Annotated in this window: 15 protein-coding genes and 1 pseudogene; 11 read left to right on the forward strand and 5 right to left on the reverse strand. The window is 66.1% G+C overall.

The genetic code is table 11. The annotated features are described in order from the left end of the window. Positions 1–164 precede the first annotated feature (164 nt). Both LGM71_RS08175 and LGM71_RS08180 read left to right on the forward strand, forming a co-directional pair. On the forward strand, positions 165–1088 hold the full coding sequence (locus LGM71_RS08175; protein WP_059600308.1) for a DMT family transporter: 924 nt from the start codon (positions 165–167) through the stop codon (positions 1086–1088). A 151-nt stretch (positions 1089–1239) separates the two neighbouring features. After that, positions 1240–1788, forward strand: coding sequence for a permease (locus LGM71_RS08180; protein WP_226114582.1), 549 nt, complete (start codon positions 1240–1242; stop codon positions 1786–1788). Positions 1789–1878: 90 nt separating this feature from the next. On the opposite strand, the gene LGM71_RS08185 is transcribed toward LGM71_RS08180, so the two are convergent. Continuing rightward, positions 1879–2013, reverse strand: coding sequence for an entericidin A/B family lipoprotein (locus LGM71_RS08185; protein WP_006752948.1), 135 nt, complete (start codon positions 2011–2013; stop codon positions 1879–1881). Between the two features lie 233 nt (positions 2014–2246). On the opposite strand from LGM71_RS08185, the gene LGM71_RS08190 reads away from it, so the two are divergent. Continuing rightward, on the forward strand, positions 2247–3542 hold the full coding sequence (locus tag LGM71_RS08190) for an aspartate carbamoyltransferase (RefSeq protein ID WP_059526663.1): 1296 nt from the start codon (positions 2247–2249) through the stop codon (positions 3540–3542). Between the two features lie 157 nt (positions 3543–3699). Here the strand turns inward: LGM71_RS08190 and LGM71_RS08195 are convergent. Further along, positions 3700–3986 (reverse strand): annotated as a pseudogene (locus LGM71_RS08195) (VapC toxin family PIN domain ribonuclease); the annotation flags it as partial. A 231-nt stretch (positions 3987–4217) separates the two neighbouring features. On the opposite strand from LGM71_RS08195, the gene LGM71_RS08200 reads away from it, so the two are divergent. The 8 genes from LGM71_RS08200 to LGM71_RS08235 all read left to right on the forward strand — a co-directional run bounded on the left by LGM71_RS08200 (position 4218) and on the right by LGM71_RS08235 (position 11020). Then, positions 4218–6461, forward strand: a complete 2244-nt coding sequence (locus tag LGM71_RS08200) for a TonB-dependent receptor (protein ID WP_059600057.1) — start codon at positions 4218–4220, stop codon at positions 6459–6461. A gap of 3 nt (positions 6462–6464) precedes the next feature. Then, positions 6465–7220, forward strand: a complete 756-nt coding sequence (locus LGM71_RS08205; RefSeq protein ID WP_226114584.1) for a tetratricopeptide repeat protein — start codon at positions 6465–6467, stop codon at positions 7218–7220. After that, the gene (locus LGM71_RS08210; RefSeq protein ID WP_124628199.1) at positions 7217–7900 is read left to right on the forward strand and encodes a Fe2+-dependent dioxygenase; all 684 of its coding nucleotides are present in this window, start codon (positions 7217–7219) and stop codon (positions 7898–7900) included. Before LGM71_RS08205 ends, LGM71_RS08210 begins: the two co-directional genes overlap by 4 nt. A gap of 233 nt (positions 7901–8133) precedes the next feature. Then, on the forward strand, positions 8134–8607 hold the full coding sequence (locus tag LGM71_RS08215; RefSeq protein ID WP_226114585.1) for an AidA/PixA family protein: 474 nt from the start codon (positions 8134–8136) through the stop codon (positions 8605–8607). 486 nt (positions 8608–9093) lie between these two features. After that, positions 9094–9333 carry a type II toxin-antitoxin system Phd/YefM family antitoxin gene (locus tag LGM71_RS08220; RefSeq protein ID WP_124628195.1) on the forward strand — a complete coding sequence of 80 codons (240 nt, stop codon included), beginning with the start codon at positions 9094–9096 and terminating at the stop codon, positions 9331–9333. Further along, the gene (locus LGM71_RS08225) at positions 9330–9725 is read left to right on the forward strand and encodes a type II toxin-antitoxin system VapC family toxin (protein ID WP_006759143.1); all 396 of its coding nucleotides are present in this window, start codon (positions 9330–9332) and stop codon (positions 9723–9725) included. Before LGM71_RS08220 ends, LGM71_RS08225 begins: the two co-directional genes overlap by 4 nt. A 366-nt stretch (positions 9726–10091) precedes the next feature. Further along, on the forward strand, positions 10092–10676 hold the full coding sequence (locus LGM71_RS08230) for an NTP transferase domain-containing protein (RefSeq protein WP_226114586.1): 585 nt from the start codon (positions 10092–10094) through the stop codon (positions 10674–10676). A gap of 200 nt (positions 10677–10876) precedes the next feature. Next, on the forward strand, positions 10877–11020 hold the full coding sequence (locus LGM71_RS08235; RefSeq protein WP_006752960.1) for a hypothetical protein: 144 nt from the start codon (positions 10877–10879) through the stop codon (positions 11018–11020). A gap of 91 nt (positions 11021–11111) precedes the next feature. Here LGM71_RS08235 and LGM71_RS08240 read toward each other — a convergent pair whose 3' ends face one another. Genes LGM71_RS08240 through LGM71_RS08250 form a run of 3 tightly spaced genes read right to left on the reverse strand, consistent with a single transcriptional unit; the run spans position 11112 to position 14537 of the window. Next, complete coding sequence (locus LGM71_RS08240) at positions 11112–11870, reverse strand: SDR family oxidoreductase (protein ID WP_124901271.1); 759 nt, start codon at positions 11868–11870, stop codon at positions 11112–11114. Continuing rightward, positions 11867–13414, reverse strand: coding sequence for an FGGY-family carbohydrate kinase (locus LGM71_RS08245; protein WP_226114587.1), 1548 nt, complete (start codon positions 13412–13414; stop codon positions 11867–11869). The genes LGM71_RS08240 and LGM71_RS08245 overlap by 4 nt, the downstream gene beginning before the upstream one ends. Before the next feature lie 34 nt (positions 13415–13448). Continuing rightward, positions 13449–14537, reverse strand: a complete 1089-nt coding sequence (locus tag LGM71_RS08250; RefSeq protein WP_226114588.1) for an alcohol dehydrogenase catalytic domain-containing protein — start codon at positions 14535–14537, stop codon at positions 13449–13451. Positions 14538–14551 lie beyond the last annotated feature (14 nt).

The raw sequence follows: 14551 nt of genomic DNA on the forward strand, positions 1-14551 counted from the left end.
GGTGCGCGACGATGTCGACCGTCGCCGTCCGGCACGTTGGATGGCGGCGCTGCCGGTCAACGGGAGACACCGGACGCATCGCCGTCCCGCTCACCCGCCCCGCTCGCCGACGCGCTGCAATTTCGTTCAAGACGCCCGTGCCGCCGCACGCGACGATGCGGCACATGAAGACACGACTGATCGGCTATCTCTATCTCGCCGCCGCAATGGCAGGCGTAGGCAGCACCGTCATCGCGAGCCGCCTCGCGGCCGGCGGCCTGCCGCCGTTCGCGGCCACCGCACTGCGCTTCCTGATCGCAACCCCGCTGCTGTTCGCGCTGATGCGAGCGCAGCGAATGCGATGGCCGCGGGTCTCCACACGCGACGCCGTGCTGCTGGTCGTGCAGGCTGCGGCGGGCGGTGTCGGCTATACGGTGCTGCTGATCATCGGCACGAAGTTGTCGTCGCCCATCGATGCAGGCGTGATGCTCGGCACACTGCCGGCAATGTCGACGCTGATCGCGGCGGTCGTGCTGCGCGAGCGGCAGACGCCGCGCGACTGGGGCGCGGCCGCGCTGGCCACCGCCGGCGTGCTGTTCGTCACGTTCGCGCCCGGCCAGGCCATGCCGTCGCTCCGGACGCTCGCCGGCGACGCGCTGGTGCTGGCCGCCGTCGCTTGCGAGGCCGTGTTCATCCTGCTCAACCGGCGGCTGTCAGCGCCGTTGCCGCCGCTCGCGCTGTCGACGGCGATGTCGGGCCTCGGCTTCGTGCTCGCGCTGGTGCCGGCCGCGTTCGAATGGCACGCGCTGGCGACCGGCTGGAACATCGGCGCGGTGTCGGCGATCGCGTACTACGCGCTGGTGCCGACCGTGCTCGGCTATCTGTGCTGGTACGCGGGTTCGGCTCGCACGAGCGGCACCGAAGCCGCGCTGTTCACGGCGGTCGCGCCGGTCTCGGCCGTGCTGTTCGCGGTCGCGCTGTTCGGCGAGTCGCTGGGCGGCACGCGCGTGCTCGGCATCGCGCTCGTCGTCGCGGGGATGCTGGTGGGTGCGACGCGGCGGCGCGAGCCGCCGGCACGCATCACGTCAGCCGGTTGTCTCGATGGCTAGCCCGTGCGTCGATCGATGGCCATCGCCGCCCGCCATCGACGACTGTAGGAATGTGTCCGCACGCGGCAAAATCGTTGCGTACCGTCGCGCAAGATGCAATATTCGCGTGGCCGGGCCATTTGACCACCATCGAACAATAATTCGCATCGCCATGAACAAGAAGGAAGCCAAAACAAGAATCGCGGCGCTGTTGTCCGCGGGCGCGAGGAAAGCCGACGTGCTTGCCGAGCTGGCCGGACAGGGCCTCAAGGATCGCGTGCTCGCGCGCCTGATCGCGTCGCGCCCCGACCCCGAACTGTGCAGGAAAAACAAGGTGCATACCCAGGTCCTGATCGCGCTCGGCATCGCGCAGTTGTTGATCAGCGTCGCACTCGCCTATCTCATCCTGGTGGACGGACTCAACATGGGCGCCGCGGTGCTGTTCCTCGCGTTGACGGTGCCGCTGTCGCTGCTGTTCATCTGGGGCTTCGCGACCCATCGCGTCGGCGCGTATCACGCGTTCATCATTCTGTCGCTGCTGCAAGTGCCGAAGACCATCGCCGATCTCGGCCGCGATCCGTCGGCCGCGCTGCCGACCCTCGGCGTGACGGTCATCCTGGTCGGCTACGTCTGGTTCGTCCGCAACCGGCTGTTCCCGGACTTCGGCTGGTTCACGCCGCGCAAGGTCGAGGGCCGTTACGCGTTCGTGGAAAGCGCCTGACGCCGCCCACCGCGCGCCATGAAAAAGGCGCCGGGCCGCCCCGCGATCGCGGGACGGCCCGGCGCCTTCTACATTCCGGAACCCGGTGGCTTACTTCGCCTTCTCGGCGGTATCGCTAATTGCCTGGCCACCCTTCGAAATGTCCTGTCCCACGCCTGCAACGGTATTGCAACCAGCGAGCGCGGCGGTCACGACCAGCAGCACTGCAGCAATCGTACGCGTCATTCTCATTCTCCTTGGAGTCAACATGCCCGACCGGGCGAATCGTATGCGGCGTGATGCCCTGCGGCTCGCAGGACACGGGGCCTGACCTGATTATACGGAGACAGCCGCCGCGCGCCAGTGTTCGCCGGGCCGGCGTGACGCAGGCCACACGGGCCCTCGCGCAGATTTTCCTTGACTTCGGCCGGCCTCGAACTAATATACGCACCGCGTATATTTCTCATCAGGTGCCGCCGATGACCGTTCCCCAGCAAGCCTTCCTGCGCGACGCGATGCGCCGCCTCAACATGACCCGCGAAGCGTTCGCGAACCGCATCGGCGTCAGCCGCCGTGCGCTGGACACGTGGCTGTTGCCCGACGATTCGCAGGAATCGCGCGGCATGCCCGAGATCGTCGAGCGATTCGTGTCGGAAATCGTCGAACGCCCGGCACCGGATGGCGGGGACTATACGCAAAGCGTAGAAAAGCAGGGGCTCGCGAAGCAATTCCTGTTCGAAGGCAAGCCGCAGCTGATTTCCGTGGACCAGTTCTCCCGCGATTCGGTCGAGGCGCTGTTCCGCGTCGCCGACGTGATGCAGCCGATCGCGCGCCGCCACAAGATCTCCCGCGTGCTCGAAGGCGCCGTGCTCGGCAACCTGTTCTTCGAGGCCAGCACGCGCACCCGCGTGTCGTTCGGCGCAGCATTCTGCCGGCTCGGCGGCTCGGTATGCGACACGACCGGCTTCACGTTCTCGTCGATGGCCAAGGGCGAATCGATCTATGACACGAGCCGCGTGATGGCCGGCTACGTCGACGCGCTCGTGATCCGCCACCCGGAGAAAGGCTCGGTTGCGGAGTTCGCGCGCGCGACCAACCTGCCGGTGATCAACGGCGGCGACGGCCCGGGCGAGCACCCGAGCCAGGCGCTCCTCGATCTCTATACGATCCAGCGCGAGTTCTCGCGGCTCGGCAAGATCGTCGACGGCGCGCATATCGCGCTCGTCGGCGACCTGAAATACGGCCGCACCGTGCACTCGCTCGTCAAGCTGCTCGCACTGTACCGCGGGCTGAAGTTCACGCTCGTGTCGCCGCCGACGCTCGAAATGCCCGCGTACATCATCGACCAGATCGCGACGAACGGCCACGTGATCGAGCAGACGAACGACCTCGCGGCCGGGCTGCGCGGTGCGGACGTCGTCTACGCGACGCGGATCCAGAAGGAGCGTTTCACCGACGAGTCGTTCGAAGGCTACACGCCGGATTTCCAGATCAACCAGGCGCTCGTCGACTCCGTCTGCAAACCCGACACGCTGATCATGCACCCGCTGCCGCGCGACAGCCGGCCCGGCGCGAACGACCTGTCGGTCGACCTGAACCGCGATCCGCGCCTCGCGATCTTCCGGCAAACCGACAACGGCATTCCGGTGCGAATGGCGATCTTCGCGGTGCTGCTCGGCGTTGAGAATCTGGTTCAACACTCGATGCGCGACGCGACGTGGCGCCCACCGGCGTACCTCGGGCCGGAGGATGCGGTGTTTCACGGGATCGATTGACCCGCATCCAGTGTCGCGCCCGTCCGGTCCTGAGACTGCTTCGGCTCAAGGGCCGCGCACAGAAGTAACGCATACGACGCGCCGCCTTGCACGGCGCGTTTTTCATTTTCGATGCGGATAATGCGGGAGCGGCCGGCCCCCGCGTCAGCTGGCCCGCGGGGTCGATCACGCACAAGCCCGCCGCTGCGAACGGCGCGACGTCGCGACGTCGCGTGTGGCCACGATCAAGCCGTTCGCTGCGGCCGTCGTGGCGATAAAGCTATTGGCCGATGCCAGCGCGTTGCCCGTCGCACGAGCCTTCGCACGAAGGCTCGCATATGCTTTGCTGGCTGCATCAGCGAACGCCAGGACCAGGCCGCGAAACAGCGGCACGATGCGCTCCTCGATGCTCTGGTGCAGCCAGTCCCGCCTCCGCCCTTCCGGCAACACCACCACGCCGCCACGGCGAATCGCATTTCTGCGAGACCGATTCGACCATCCTGCCCGCCCCGCAAGCGTTCAAACCCTCTGCAACATTCGTCAACACTCTCATCACAAATGCAAACAAGAACGCTTCTCATTTACTTAGAAATTACATAGAATGCCGCCTGAAACCAAATCGTAATAATTCCCGACGGCGTGCACATTCCCGTGGCGCGTCGTTCCGGGGGCCACACCGCGAGGTCGAAGCGCATCATGAAGTCCCGTCCTGAAGAGCTGAAGCTCGGCAAATTCACCACCCTGTGCAGCGTGCTCGCCGCGAGCCCGGCGTTCGCCGACGGCACGCCGCCGCCCGCACCGGTCAGCACCGAAGGCCATCTCGCGCCGATCGAGGTCCAGGGCAAGACCGAGCACAGCTACAAGGCCGACTTCTCCGCATCCACGAAATTCACCGCACCGCTCGTCGACACGCCGAAGTCCGTGACCGTGATCCCGCAAGAGCTGATCCAGAACAGCGGTGCGGCGACGCTGACCGAAGCGCTGCGCACCGTGCCGGGCATCACGTTCGGCGCCGGCGAAGGCGGCAACCCGCTCGGCGATCGTCCGTTCATCCGCGGCTACGACACGCAAGGCAGCATGTTCGTCGACGGGCTGCGCGACACGGGCGCGACCACGCGCGAGATCTTCAACACCGAGCGCGTCGAGATCACCAAGGGCTCCGACGGCGCATACGGCGGCCGCGGCGGCGCGGGCGGCAGCATCAACCTGATCACGAAAGCGCCGCACCTCGGGACGACGGCTGCCGCGAGCGCCGGCCTCGGCACCGACCGCTACCGCCGCTTCACCGCCGACGGCAACTGGCAGTTCGCCGATCACGCGGCGTTCCGCCTGAACCTGATGAGCCACAACAACGACGTCGCCGGCCGCGACGCCGTCAACAACGAGCGCTGGGGTGTTGCGCCGTCGATCGCGTTCGGTCTCGGCACGCCGACGCGCGTGACCGCGAGCTACTACCACCTGTCGACCGACGACCTGCCCGACGGCGGCATTCCGTACTTCTACACGACGGCGAACAAGCCCGCGAACGTCGACACGATCCATCCGGCGCCCGTCGACCGCCACAACTTCTACGGCCTGATCGACCGCGACTTCCGCAAGACCACGTCGGACATCAGCACGATCAGGATCGAGCACGACATCACGCCGAACCTGACGATGCGCAACACCACGCGCTACACGGAATCGACGCAGGACTACATCTGGACGCAGCCCGACGACAGCCAGGGCAACGTGGTCAACGGCAAGGTCTGGCGCCGCAACAACAACCGCAACAGCTCGATCAACAGCCTCGCGAACCTGACCGAACTGTTCGGCGAATTCCGCACCGGCCCGTTCAAGCACAGCTTCACGACCGGCATCGAGCTGTCGCGCGAATGGGGCAAGCGCGATTCGTACACGGTCGCGACCGACAAGGGCACGATCTGTCAGAAAGGCATCGGCGCGCCGTCCGGCTACAACTGCACGAGCCTGTGGTCGCCGAACCCGAACGATCCGTGGGCCGGTTCCGTCACGCGCAACAACGACTATGCGCATGCGCGAACCACGACCAAGTCGATCTACGGCTTCGACACGATCGAGCTCACGCCGCGCTGGCAAGTGAACGCCGGCGTGCGCGTCGACGACTACTCGACCCGCTTCACCGACACCAGGGCGAACGGCGGCAAGACCTACACGCGCGACGACACGCTCGTGAACTGGCAGGCCGGCGTCGTGTTCAAGCCCGCGCGGAACGGCAGCGTCTACGCGTCGTATGCGACGTCGTCGACGCCGGCCGGCATGCTGCTCGGCGAAGGCAGCGAAACGCAGTCGCTCACACCCGGTCGCGGCGGCGTCGGGGCGAACGCCGATCAGCTGTCGCCCGAGAAGAACCGCAGCATCGAACTCGGCACGAAGTGGAACGTGCTCGACGACAAGCTGTCGCTGACCGCCGCGCTGTTCCAGATCGACACGACGAACGCGCGCGTGACGCTGCCGAACAACCAGTACGCGATGGTCGGCAACAAGCGCGTGCAGGGTCTCGAACTCGGTGTCGCGGGCCAGATCACGAAGCAGTGGCAGGTGTTCGGCGGCTATACGTACATGAAGAGCGAGCTGCGCGACAACGGCAAGGATGCCGCGAACAACGGCCACCGGTTCCCCAATACGCCGAAGCACAGCCTGACGATGTGGTCGAACTACGACGTGACGCCGAAGTTCACCGTCGGCGGCGGCGCGTTCTACATGTCGGAAGTGTTCGGCGATCCCGCGAACCTGCGTGCGGTGCCGTCGTACTGGCGCTTCGACGCGATGGCGCAATACCGGATCAACAAGAAGCTCGATCTGCAACTGAACGTGAACAACCTGTTCAACCGCACGTATTTCGATCAGGCGTATCCGGCGCACTATGCGTCGATCGCGCCGGGCCGCTCCGCGTTCGTCACGCTGAACGCGCGCTACTGATCGATGGAGACCGTCTCGCTGAAGGCGCTCGCGTCGGTGTCGCCGCGCGCGTTCGCCGACATCCTGGCGGGGCCGCCCGAGCGCGCCGCGGCGTGGGTCGCGGCAGCCGCCGAAAACGGGATCGTCGACGCGCAAGCCGTCTACGGCCAGTACCTGCTCGACGGGCGCGGCGTCGCGCGCGATCCGGCCGCCGCATTCGGCTGGTTCCGGCATGCGGCACGAGCCGGTCACCCGATGGCGATGAACATGCTCGGCCGCTGCTACGAGTTCGGCTGGGGTACGGCCGCATGCGCACCGGTGGCCGTGTACTGGTACCGGCTCGCCGCGCAGGCCGGCCTCGACTGGGGCATGTACAACCATGCGACGGCGCTCGCGCTCGGCAACGGCATCGCCGAGGATCGCGCCGCCGCGCTCGACTGGTTTCGCCGCGCCGCTGCGCTCGGCCATGCGAAATCGATCAACCTGATCGGCGGCTTCTACGAGGACGGCTGGGTCGTGGCCGTCGATGTCGACGCCGCGTTCGACCACTATCGCCGCGCCGCCGAGGCCGGTGATTTTCGCGGCCAGTTCAACTACGCACGGCTGCTCGCCGATCGCGGGCGCGTTGACGAAGCCCGCGTCTGGCTCGCGCGCGTGCCGGCCACCGCCACCCCCGCATTCGTCGCGAAGATGCGCGCGTATCTCGCGTCGTCGCCGCTCGATGCGTTGCGCGCGGCGGCGCTGCAGCTGCCGTCTCATGACATGGAGTCCGAATCATGATGCTTCAGATCCCCGGCGTGCTGACCAAGGCGCAGGTCGCGCAATGCCGCGAAATGCTCGATGCCGTCGACTGGGTCGACGGCAACGCAACGTCCGGCACGCAGTCGGCGCTCGCGAAACGCAACCGGCAGTTGCCGGAAGGTTCGCCGGTCGCGCGCGCGGTCGGCGATGCGATCCAGGATGCGCTGGCCCGGCATCCGCTGTTCTTTTCGGCGGCGCTGCCGCTCAAGGTGTTTCCGCCGCTGTTCAATCGCTACGAAGGCGGCGAGGCATTCGGCACGCATGTCGACAACGCGATCCGGCTGCTGCGCGGTACGGATTTTCGCGTGCGCAGCGACCTGTCGGCGACGTTGTTTCTCGAGGAACCGCACGCGTATGACGGCGGCGAGCTGTGCGTGGAAGATACATATGGCGTGCATCGCGCGAAGCTGCCGGCGGGCGATCTCGTGCTGTATCCGGCGTCGAGCCTGCATCGGGTGACGCCCGTAACGCGCGGCGAACGTGTCGCGTCGTTCTTCTGGATCCAGAGCATGGTGCGCGACGACGGCGATCGCACGCTGCTGTTCCAGCTCGATACGCAGATTCAGACGTTGTCGGCGGAAAAAGGCGCGAAGGATCCGATGGTCATTTCACTGACGGGGATTTATCACAACCTGTTGAGGAAGTGGGCGGATGCTTAGGGTGGCTTTTCGGTAGAAATTAATGCGCATGCACGCGAGTAGCGCCCGAGCGTTGGCAGCGTAATCGATTACATATCCGACGTTACAAAATCGAGATAGCATGCCCTCCGAATTTGAGCTATGTTCTTATGGTATGACAATTAGACATTAAGAATTAGCGCCAATCGGTGGAAATTGCATGATGCCGAAATCCTGCCTGGCGATTTCGGCGCATCCATTTTAAGGAGACGATTATGCACACGGATGTGATCGACGTTTTGTTAGCAATCGACACGGAGGCGATCGTAAAATCGGTTGGATTCAACAATAGCGCTTCCAATCCTTCTACGGTGGACCCCTCGCATGTTTCCATTGCCGGAAGCGGCCAGAGTGCCAAGGATAACAACCTTTCTTTCAATTCACCGGATCCGGTCTATTGGCGGGCCTCTGCAATTGGTCTTGGTGACCCATGCGAAATTTATGATTTCGTCGGCACTGACGAAGTAATCACCCAGCCACAATTAGAGTCGCTTAACGGAACAACGCTCACCCCGAACCCAGAAAACCCGAGTGAGCCAACCGTGAATAACAATATAAAACTATGGCACTGGAAATCTACCGCAGGCCGCAAAGGACAAGCCACATGCGGGATTCGCTTCGTAATTGTTGGGCGCGAAGGCCGACAGACCGGTTACTACCAGTGCAATATATCAATCACGACTAGTTGACGGACTGCGGTTCATTCTGTGGCGCTCATTCTTCACCGCGGTGAGGGAGCGCCACTCAATGCGATCCATCCACTCATTCGTTCCAACCTGCCTGCACAATCGCGCGAAGTTCCGCCATTTCCCCTGTGGCACGTCGGGTTCGGGTGAGCACCGCGATAGCGGCGTCGGAATTCCTGGCGTTCGCCGCGACTCACCGTATCCAGGTCGGGCAGCGCCTTGTTCTGACGGGCTCTGCTTGCCCTGTCGAGCGCGTCCCGATCGCGCCGCATCTCCCCGAGCCTCCGAAAGCTCGTGCGCATGCAACCTGGACAATCAGGCACTGCGTTGCCGGTCGCGCGACCGACCGCTTGCTGCATCGCCCGTCGGCGATCTCCGGTAAAGCCGTGCCACGACGGAAAACGTCGGCCGAGACCGTCCCGCTCGTCGCTTGCATCAGGTCGCCACGCCGATCTAAAATGACCATCGTCAAATGACCATGCTCATATCATGATGCCGCACGCTCCCGTATCGAAATCCGAATTCAAGGCCCGCGCACTCGAATACTTCCGGCTCGTCGAGGCGTCGGGCGAAAGCCTCATCGTTACCGACCACGGCAAGCCGACGCTGGAAATCCGGCCGTATCACGCGAGCGAAGCCCAGCCATTGGACATATTGCGCGGCTCGGTCATGCGCTACGACAATCCTCTCGATCCGATTGCGGAAGATGATTGGGAGGCGTCGCGGTGATCGTGCTGGATACGCATGCATTGGTGTGGTGGGTAGCGGGCGATCCGTCGCTCAGCAAGAAGGCCCGCAGCGCAATCGATCGCGCGCGCGGCGAAGGCACGCTCGCCGCGTCCGCGATCTCCGCATGGGAAATCGCGATGCTGGTGCGCAACGAACGCCTCGCGCTGACGATGGACGTCGATGCGTGGCTCGCGACGGTCGCGCAAATCGACGGCATGCGCTTCGTGCCGGTCGACGCCGACATCGCCGCGAAGTCCACCGCCCTGCCCGGCACGTTCCACAAGGATCCGGCCGATCGCATGATCGTCGCCACCGCGCGGCGGCTCGGCGCGCCGCTCGTCACGCGCGACGAAAAGATTCGTGCGTATGCGCACGTGAAGACGCTTTGGTGACCGTCATCTACCCGTCGGCCAAATCACGCACCGACGGAGCCGGACTTCGGTCGACAGGCGATTCGTCTGACCGAACCGATGGCGACGCTCTTGCGAAACCGTCCGCTATCGATCAACGCACCGCCCCATACCGGTTTCACGCATTACCACGCGAATAGTGGCATTGGCAGCGCTACGACCGCGATTGCCTCGTGATGCAAAGCGAATCGCTCGCCATATCCAGCCCCGTCGAGCACACTCTGCTCGACGAAGCTGCCCGCGGACATTCTTTCCGGCGGCAATGCGCACGCATCGGTAACATCCGCACTTGCCGATCCCCGCCCACTCCCGCACAATCGGCCCACCTGCCTTCCTCCCCCCGCGCCGATGTCCTATGCGTCACTCGCCACCGGCGTCCTGCTCGCCGGCGGTCTCGGTCAACGCTTCGACCCAAGCGGTCTGCACAGCAAGCTGCTCGCGCTGCTTCCCGACGGCACGCCGGTTGCGGTCGCGGCTGCCCGTCGCCTCGCCGGGGCCACGGCCGACGTGATCGCCGTCGTGCGCCCCGGCGCGGAGAAACTCGCGATTCTGCTGAACGAAGCCGGCTGCCAGGTCGTCTACGCGCCCGACGCGATGCGCGGCATGGGCGCGAGCCTCGCGGCCGGTGTCCGTGCGACGCCGGAAGCAACCAGCTGGCTGGTCGCGCTCGGCGACATGCCGTGGATCGCGGCATCTACCTACGAAATGCTCACGCGCGCGCTCGACGCCGATGACGCGTCGATCGTCGCCCCCATCCATCGCGGCGTACGCGGTCATCCGGTCGGCTTCGCCGCGCACCATTACGATGCGCTCGCCGCGCTCGACGGCGATACGGGCGCCCGCGCGCTATTCGCCAGCGCGTCGGTGAACCTGCTCGACGTCGACGATCCCGGCATCCTTCGCGACGTCGACACGCCTGCGGATCTGCGCTGACATCGGAACGCCCCGGCCGCGCCGCACATCGTGGATGCCGGCCTTCGCGCGATCCGGCGCGATACCTGCAGAGGCTCGCATATCGCCGGCAATCCGCATGCCGCTGCGAGAATCCCGCTGCAAACACCCGCCCGATTGCCTATAACGGAGACGAGGCACGCCCGCCGCGCCACCGCCGCCACGCATTACGCGAGTTTCCCATGGACCACACGACCCCGATGCCCGAGCCCCCGGCCGACCCGAACCGCGATCCGGAAGACGATCCGTTGTCGCCACCGCCACCGGGGCATCCTCACGACAACCCGCAGCAACCCGACGGACCGCCGAGCAAGGACCCGGTCTAGCCGGCGTCCGCCCGTGCCATCGGACCTGCTCAGGCATTCGCCCCGACAAGCGCACGGCCACCTGCCGTGCGAGTGCCGCCGCTTGCGCCCGCTACCGCGCCGTATACCCGCCGTCGATCGCCAGCGACACGCCGCTGATCATCGACGCCGCGTCGCTGAGCAGGAACAGGATCGGCTCAACCACCTCGTCCGGTTCCGCGAATCGCCCGAGCGGAATCGCCGCGAGCATCGGCGCGCGCTTCTCCGGCTCGCTCCACGCGAACTGCGCCATCGGCGTGAGCGTAACGGTCGGGTTCACGCTGTTCACGCGGATTCCGTGCGCGCCGAGTTCGATGCAGAGCACACGCGTCACCGCATCGAGCGCCGCCTTCGATGCGCAATAGCTCAGATGCGCCGGCAGGCCGACGAGCGCGGCCTGGCTCGATACGTTGACGATACTGCCCCGCGCGCATGCCGCGCCGCGCCCCGCGCGTTCGATCATCTTCCGCGCGACGGCCCGCGCAACCAGCGCCGCGCCGCGCGCATTGACGGCCATCACGCGATCGAAGTGCGCCGCACTCACCTCGAGCGCCGGTTCGAGCGACGCGATCCCCGCGCAATTGACGAGCCCGTCGAACGCATCATGCACGGCGAGCGCCGCATCGATCGCGTGTTCGTCGCCGCCGATATCGATGCGCAAGGTTTCGCATGCGATCTCGCCCGCAAGCGAATCGAGCGCGGCCACATCGCGCCCCGCCGCGACGACCCGCGCGCCTGCATGGGCCAGCGCAACCGCGCAAGCGCGCCCGATCCCGCTCGACGCACCGGTGACGAGCACTCGCGCACCGCTGAAATCGAATCGTGCCTTCATGATGACGCGCGCAGTTCGTGCATGATCGGCTTGAGTGCCGGATACAACGCCGTATAAAGCGCGAAGCACGCCGCATACGCATTCGCGCGCGCGGCATCGGGACGCGCGCGTTCGACGAGCGTGACCCAGCCGCCCTGCGCGTCGCCGTGCGACACCAGCCCCGCGCCGACGCCCGCGAGCAACGCGGCGCCCATCGCGGCTTCGACGTCCTGCTCGATCGTCCATACCGGAAAACCGGTCACATCCGCGATGATCTGCATCCACAGCGCCGAATGCGCGGCGCCGCCGACGACGATCAACCGGTCGTCCAGCGCCACCGCGCCGCGCCGGCCGGCCTCGATGTTGTGCCGCAGCGCGAACGCGACGCCTTCGAGCACCGCGCGATACAGGTGCGCGCGCGTGTGCGCGAGGCTCAGTCCGACGAATGCGCCGCTCGCCTTCGCGTCCCACACCGGGCTGCGTTCGCCCATCAGGTACGGCAGGAACAGCACGCCGTCCGCGCCGGGCGGCACGCTTTCGGCCGCTTCCTCGAGCAGCACGTGCGGGTCGCCGTGCGGCAGCAATCGCGCCGCATCGATCTCCGCATGACAGAACTGTTCCCGGAACCACGCGACCGATGCACCGGCCGTGATCGCGCCGCCGAACACGTACAGGTCGCGCTGACCGTTGAACACGTGCGGCATGCTGACGAGCCCGTGCCGCGCATCGACGTGCTGGTTCACGTAGCCCCAGCACATGCTGGTGCCGATCATCGCGACATGCTGGCCGGCGCGCGTCGCACCGGCCGCGAAGGTCGCGACGGCCGCATCCACGCCGCCCGCGACGACCGGCGTGCCGGCCGGCAGGCCGAGCCGTTCCGTCCATTGCGACAGCAGCCCGCCGACGACGTCGGTCGATTCGACGAGCCGCTCGGGCATCATGGTCGCGGGGATGCCGAGCATGTCGAGTGCATCGTCGGACCACTCGCGGCGCGCGACGTCGTACACGCCGCCGATGTTGCCGGCCGAACTGTGGTCGACCGCGACTTCGCCGGTCAACAGATAGATCACGTACGCGTTCGGCGGCAGGAAATAACGCACATTTGCCCACACATCAGGGCGCTGCTCGCGCAGCCACAGCATCTTGGTGAACCCGTAGTAGCTGTCGACGCCGTTGCCTGTGATCACGCGCAGCCGCTCGACGTTCACGTTCTCGTTCACCCAGTCGACCTCCGCGGTCGCGCGCCGGTCCATCCAGATCAGGCACGGGTGCAGCGGCCGCATGTCGCTGTCGACCGGAATGCCGGAGCCGCCGTACAGGCTGCTCACGCACATGGCGCGGATCGCGTCGGCCGGCACGCCGTGCGCGCGCGCGTCGCTCACGCAGCCCGCGATGCAGTCGAGCACCGCATCGAACCACACCTGCGGCCACTGCTCGGCCCACAGCGGGCGCGGCGTGTCGGGCTGGTAGCCGGCCGAACGGCGCGCGACGATCGTGCCATGCCGGTCGACGAGCAGCGCCTTGGTGCTCTGCGTGCCGATGTCGACGCCTATCACGTATTCCATGGTGTCTCCGGTGAGGGATCGCACGAGCCGTCGTTCAACGCGCCGGCTTCAGCAGCACCTTGATCGATTCGGGCGACTTCGCGACGCGGATCGCTTCGTCCCAGTCCTCCAGCGCGAAGCCGTGCGTGACGATGCCTTTCGACGTGACGAGTCCGCGCGCGAGCAGGTCGATCGCGACCGGATAGCAATATGGCCCCAGATGCGCACCGCGCACGTCGAGCTCCTTGCGATCGCCGATGATCGACCAGTCGGCGGTCGTGTCCTCGCCGAACACGCTGAACTCGACGAACCGGCCGAGCTTGCGGATCAGTTCCAGCCCCTGGTTCACGCCGACCGGCGCGCCGGTCGTCTCGATGTACACGTCGCATCCGTAGCCGTCGGTCAGCACGCGGACGATCTCGCGCGCATCGTCGCGCGTCGGATTGATCGTCACGTCCGCGCCGTATTGCCGCGCGAGTTCGAGCCGCTCGTCGATCAGGTCGATCACGACGAGCTTCTTCGGCGTCTTCAGGTGCGCGACCTGCGTCATCATCAGGCCGAGCGGGCCCGCGCCCGCGATCACCACGACGTCGTCGAGCTGAAGGTCGCCACGATTCACGGTATGGATCGCGCACGACAGCGGCTCGATGATCGCCGCATCCTCGAGCGACACACCCAGCGGAATCCTGTGCACGATCGCCGTCGGCGGAATGCGCATGTACTCGGCCATCCCGCCGTCGGCGACCTCGCGCTGGAAGCCGAAGATGTTGTGCACCTCGCACATCCAGTATTGGCCCGACTTGCAGTAGCGGCACTTCCCGCATGGCACGATCTGCTCGGCGATCACGCGGTCGCCCAGTGCGACGCCGAAATGCTCGGCCGCGCCGTCGCCGAGCGCTTCCACGTAGCCGAAGAATTCGTGGCCGGGAATCACGGGCGCCTTTACCCATGGGCTCGGGCCACCCCAGAACATTTTCGCGCCCGTGTAGCATTTGCAATCGCTCGCGCAGATCCCGCACGCGGCGATGCGGATCACGAGCTCGTTCGCGCCCGCGCGCGGCTTCGCGACCTGCTCGACGCGGTAATCCTCGGGGCCGTGGCAAACCACCGCGGTCATGCGCGGCTGGGCTTCGGGTGTCGTCATGAGTTTTCTCTTCC

The sequence above is a fragment of the Burkholderia sp. AU33545 genome, assembly GCF_020419685.1.
Classification (GTDB): Bacteria; Pseudomonadota; Gammaproteobacteria; order Burkholderiales; family Burkholderiaceae; genus Burkholderia; species Burkholderia diffusa.

Excerpts from the sequence above, each read along its gene's own strand:
- LGM71_RS08250 (WP_226114588.1), bottom strand. The coding sequence starts at position 14,537 with ATGACGACACCCGAAGCCCAGCCGCGCATGACCGCGGTGGTTTGCCAC.
- LGM71_RS08190 (WP_059526663.1), top strand. The coding sequence starts at position 2,247 with ATGACCGTTCCCCAGCAAGCCTTCCTGCGCGACGCGATGCGCCGCCTC.
- LGM71_RS08215 (WP_226114585.1), top strand. The coding sequence starts at position 8,134 with ATGCACACGGATGTGATCGACGTTTTGTTAGCAATCGACACGGAGGCG.
- LGM71_RS08205 (WP_226114584.1), top strand. The coding sequence starts at position 6,465 with ATGGAGACCGTCTCGCTGAAGGCGCTCGCGTCGGTGTCGCCGCGCGCG.
- LGM71_RS08230 (WP_226114586.1), top strand. The coding sequence starts at position 10,092 with ATGTCCTATGCGTCACTCGCCACCGGCGTCCTGCTCGCCGGCGGTCTC.
- LGM71_RS08200 (WP_059600057.1), top strand. The coding sequence starts at position 4,218 with ATGAAGTCCCGTCCTGAAGAGCTGAAGCTCGGCAAATTCACCACCCTG.
- LGM71_RS08210 (WP_124628199.1), top strand. The coding sequence starts at position 7,217 with ATGATGCTTCAGATCCCCGGCGTGCTGACCAAGGCGCAGGTCGCGCAA.
- LGM71_RS08185 (WP_006752948.1), bottom strand. The coding sequence starts at position 2,013 with ATGACGCGTACGATTGCTGCAGTGCTGCTGGTCGTGACCGCCGCGCTC.
- LGM71_RS08245 (WP_226114587.1), bottom strand. The coding sequence starts at position 13,414 with ATGGAATACGTGATAGGCGTCGACATCGGCACGCAGAGCACCAAGGCG.
- LGM71_RS08180 (WP_226114582.1), top strand. The coding sequence starts at position 1,240 with ATGAACAAGAAGGAAGCCAAAACAAGAATCGCGGCGCTGTTGTCCGCG.
- LGM71_RS08175 (WP_059600308.1), top strand. The coding sequence starts at position 165 with ATGAAGACACGACTGATCGGCTATCTCTATCTCGCCGCCGCAATGGCA.
- LGM71_RS08235 (WP_006752960.1), top strand. The coding sequence starts at position 10,877 with ATGGACCACACGACCCCGATGCCCGAGCCCCCGGCCGACCCGAACCGC.
- LGM71_RS08240 (WP_124901271.1), bottom strand. The coding sequence starts at position 11,870 with ATGAAGGCACGATTCGATTTCAGCGGTGCGCGAGTGCTCGTCACCGGT.
- LGM71_RS08220 (WP_124628195.1), top strand. The coding sequence starts at position 9,094 with ATGATGCCGCACGCTCCCGTATCGAAATCCGAATTCAAGGCCCGCGCA.